This is a genomic window from Rhodococcus sp. LB1 (genome assembly GCF_001583455.1).
GTDB classification, from domain to species: Bacteria; Actinomycetota; Actinomycetes; order Mycobacteriales; family Mycobacteriaceae; genus Rhodococcus_F; species Rhodococcus_F opacus.
Genome location: NZ_LTCZ01000364.1, coordinates 1 through 4,393 on the forward strand (window position 1 = coordinate 1; position 4,393 = coordinate 4,393).

General features: G+C 67.1%; 2 protein-coding genes and 1 pseudogene. 2 read left to right on the plus strand and 1 reads right to left on the minus strand.

Annotation, left to right across the window (positions count from 1 at the left end):
* Positions 1-33: 33 nt before the first annotated feature.
* Positions 34-1,514, minus strand: a pseudogene (locus AZG88_RS35600) (aldehyde dehydrogenase).
* Between the two features lie 257 nt (positions 1,515-1,771).
* Between AZG88_RS35600 and AZG88_RS35605 the strand changes: the two are divergent.
* Both AZG88_RS35605 and AZG88_RS35610 read left to right on the plus strand, forming a co-directional pair.
* Positions 1,772-2,947: a CaiB/BaiF CoA transferase family protein gene (locus AZG88_RS35605; RefSeq protein WP_005250157.1), complete on the plus strand. Its 1,176-nt coding sequence runs from the start codon at positions 1,772-1,774 to the stop codon at positions 2,945-2,947.
* A gap of 34 nt (positions 2,948-2,981) precedes the next feature.
* The gene (locus AZG88_RS35610) at positions 2,982-3,875 is read left to right on the plus strand and encodes an HpcH/HpaI aldolase/citrate lyase family protein (protein WP_061042389.1); all 894 of its coding nucleotides are present in this window, start codon (positions 2,982-2,984) and stop codon (positions 3,873-3,875) included.
* Positions 3,876-4,393 lie beyond the last annotated feature (518 nt).

The following is a 4,393-nucleotide window of genomic DNA, read 5'->3' on the forward strand; positions in this document are numbered from 1 at the left end:
TGCCCATGTGTGTGTCCTTTTCGGTGTTGGGGGTCAGGAAAGCGAACCGAGCAGCCCGGCCGGGATGCCGTACGACTTGAGCTCGACGTAGGCGTCGAACCCCTCGAGGCCGGCCTCGCGGCCGATGCCGCTGTTCTTGAAACCACCGATCGGGGCGGTGAAGCCCACCGGGCTGCCGTTGACTTCGATTGTGCCGGTGCGGATGTGGCGGGACACCGACAGTGCGTGCTCGGGATCGGCGGCGAACACCGAGCCGTTGAGGCCGTACTCCGAGTTGTTGGCGATCTCGATGGCCTCGGCCTCGGTGTCGAACGTGTGCACGGTGAGAACCGGACCGAAGATCTCCTCCTGCGCGATCTTCGCGAAGGGATCGACGTCGGCGAAGATCGTGGGCTCGACGTACCAGCCGCGGTCCAGGCCCTCGGGGCGGCCGCCGCCCACCAGCAGGGAGGCGCCGGACGTCTTCGCATCGGCGATGTAACCCTCTACCCGGCTGCGGTGGCGGTCGCTGACCATCGGTCCGATTTCGGTGGCCGGGTCGAACGGGTCGCCGACCGGCATCGAGCCGATCAGGTCCAGCAGACGGTCGTGGAGTTCGTCGCGCCGCGAGCGGGCAACGACGATGCGGGTCTTGTTGCTGCACACCTGGCCGCTGTTGCGCAGTGACACGGCGCGGATCGCAGCGACTGCGACGTCGAGGTCGGCGTCGTCGAGCAACACCGCGGCGGACTTGCCGCCCAGTTCGAGGGTCACACGGCGCAGGTCGTGGCCGCAGAGCGAGGCGATGCGACGGCCCGCCGGGGTCGACCCGGTGAACGACACCTTGTCGACGCCCGGGTGCCGCACCAGGTACTCGCTGACCTCGCGCTGGGCGGGGACGATGTTCACGACGCCCTCGGGCAGGCCGATCTTGTCGAGCATGTCGCCGAGCAGATACGCGTCGAGCGGAGTCTCAGGGGAGGGTTTGACCACCATGGTGCAGCCGGCGAGCAGTGCGGGGGCGAGCTTGATCATGGTGATGAGCAGCGGTGCGTTCCACGGTACGACAGCGGCGACGACGCCGACCGGCTCGCGGGTCACCAGCGCGCTGCCGGATGCCGACGTGCGGGTGTCGCTCCACGGGTAGGTGGGCGCGATGTCCAGGAAGGCGTCCAGAAGCATGCGGGGGCCGATGGACTGCATCTTCGTGGACAGGGTGATCGGACACCCCATCTCTGCGCTGACGAGTGCGGCCGCCTCGCTCTCACGCGCGGCGAGTTCCGCGCTGAGTTTCCGCAGGACCGTGATGCGCTCGTCGAGTGACATCCGAGGCCAGGGCCCCTTGTCGAACGCCTCGCGCGCCGCGGTGACTGCCGCATCGATGTCGGCCTCGACGCCCTCCGGTACCCGGGCGACGAGCTGTTCGGTGGCGGGGAAATCACCTCGAAGGTGTGTTCGGATGCCGGCTGCACCCACTGTCCGCCGATGAACAGGGTGTCGTACTGCCCCTGCCACAGTTCGGTCTGCGCACTCATCGTGCCGCTCCTTCGCATTCGCTTCGTCATAGACGTGCCCGGGTCTCAGGTGGGAGTCATCTGTCCAGCCTGGACGGCGGTCTTCGGCTCGATATGTGAGCTGCACCATGTAAAGTATATTATGTTCCGAAATCCGATGGAAGCCCCCTGCGGTCTCGCACGGCGTGGATCCGCATCATCCGGCGCTCAGTCGAGGGAAGGCTTGACCTCCCTACAGATGATATATAATATTTAGGTCGACACGAAGGTGAGGCAACATGCAGCACAAGCCACTCGACGGTATCCGGATACTCGAGATCGGGGGGTACATCGCTCTCCCGTTCGGGACGTCGATACTGTGCGCCCTCGGCGCCGAGGTGGTCAAGGTCGAGCGCCCCGTGGTGGGCGAGGACTTCCGCCGTCACCAGAATGACGGGAGCCCGTACTTCCGGCAGTACAACACCGGAAAGCGCAGTCTGTCGGTCGACCTGAAGTCGGAAGAGGGTGTCGCGCTGGTCAAGGCGCTGATACCGCACTTCGACGTGGTCCTCGAGAACCTGCGCCCGGGCAAGGTGGCGGCCATGGGGCTGGGCCCCGAGGACTGCCGCGCCCTCCGCCCCGACATCGTGTACGGCTCGGTCACCGGGTTCGGTGCCGGCGGACCGCTCGCCAACCGCCCCGCCTACGACACGATCGGCCACGCGTTCGGCGGTCTGTACTCGCTGTTCAGCGACGGCGACCACCCGCAACTGGCCGGTGGCCTGAGCGCGGACCTCGTCACGGGCCTGAGCACTGCCACCGGCGTCCTCGCGGCCCTGGTGGGGCGACTGAAGACCGGCCGGCCGCAGCGGATGGAGACGTCGATCATGGAGGCGGTCAGCGCGCTCACCGTCGACGGCATCACCCAGTCCTTCGAGCTCGGCAACAACCCCGCCCGCACAAGCAGGCACCCGCAGGCGCAGAACTTCTGCGTCCCGACGTCGACCGGCGAGTACCTGGCCGTTCACCTGTCGTCGTCGCAGAAGTTCTGGCACGCGCTGTGCCGCGCCATGGACCGCATGGACCTGACCGAGGACCCCCGGTTCGGCGAGTACCGGCCGCGGGAGTCGAACTACTTCGAGCTCGTGCCGATCGTCGAGGCGGAGTTCGCCAAGCAGTCGAAGGACTACTGGGAGAAGGTCCTCACCGAGGCCGACGTGCCGTTCGCACCGGTTCTGTCGATGACCGGCTATCTGGAGCACGAGCAGGTCGAGCACCTGAAGCTGGTCGAGTGGCAGCCCGACGGTCTGCCTCTGATCCGCCCGCCGTGGACCTTCGACGGCGAGCGACCGGACCGCGGTGCCCGCGCGCCCAAGGTCGGCTCCGACACCCGTGCCGTGGCGAGCGAGGTGCTCCCCGCCGAGGAGATCGACGCACTACTCGAGCGCGGCGTCCTCTTCGCCGACGAGTCCTGATTCCTTCGAATTCGCATATCACTGAGGAGTGTTCATGAAGCCGTACCGTTCCATGCTGTTCGTGCCGGGCCACAAGCCGAGCTGGGCCGACAAGGGCCTGGCCTCCGGTGCCGACGCCCTGATCCTCGACCTGGAGGACTCGGTGCCCGCCGCAGACAAGGACGAGGCGCGTCTGGTCGTCGCCGACACCATCGACCGTCTGCATGCCGACGGTGTCCGCGCCGACCTGTGGGTGCGGCCCAACGCGTCCGTGTCCGGAATCCAGGGCAAGGACCTCGAGGCCGTGATCCGGCCGGGTCTGGCCGGTCTGTTCCTGCCCAAGGTCTTCGACGCCGAGGAACTCGTGCGCATCGATGCGGTGGTGTCGCACATCGAGGCACGGGAAGGCCTCGAAGCCGGCAGCGTAGGCCTCATCGTGAGCTACGAGACGGCGGTCTCGATGGCGCACTGTGAGGAGATGGCGGCCGCCACCCCGCGCATCCGCAGCCTGCTGGGCGCCACCGGACCCAGCGCGGACGTGGGCCGCGAGCTGGGCTTCGAATTCACCCCGGCCGGCCTGGAGACGCTGTACCTGCGGAGCCGCATCGTCCTCGCAGCCCGCGCGGCCGGCCTGCACCACCCCGTTGCCGGCGTGTGGCAGGACATCAAGGACCTCGACGGTGCCCGGCAGTTCTGCCTGGACAACAAGCAGCTCGGCTACCGCGGCATGGTGTGCATTCACCCCTCGCACATCGCCGTCGCCAACGACGTGTTCACGCCGTCCCCCGAGCAGGTCGACTTCTACCGCCGCATGATCGGGGCGTTCAAGGTGGCCGAGGCGGCCGGCAGCGCGGCCGTCGACTTCGAGGGCCAGCACATCGACATCGCGCACGTGAAGACCGCCGAGGGCATCATCGAGCAGGCGGAGGCCATCGCGGCGTACGCCTGACCTCCACGAAGACAAGAACAGCTGAGCGCCGCTCGGACGAGATCCGGGCGGCGCTCATGTAGGGTCTCGCTGCCAGTGGCATTTTGAGACGCCGCGAACTGCGGACTTGTTGCTTGTCTCACGGCATGGCCACAGCAATCTGTCTCAAGACCCTGGCATTTCCTCAGCCACTACGAAGCGAGACGGGCCGCGCCGATGCCCCTGCCGCGACGGCGATCAGGGCGCCCTGACACCCTCAGCGGGAGTGGTTGGCGACCCCGTAAGCGGATCCATCAACGGTCGCCAGATTCCACTAAGGCAGAGGAATGATCGCGCCGGCAAGCTCTGACGGGTCCGGGAGCACCAGGTGCGTGGTCACAGGTTCGAGTCCGACCTCGGGCCACTCAGCGACCAGCGGCAGGTTTCGGGTTTGCGGTAACCCGGTCACTTCGTAGAGATATTGTCAATACCTGTGGATGAGTGAGTTTCAGGCGACCTCCGATCCGGCGTTGGCGGGCTCGGCAGGTGAGGTGTCGGGG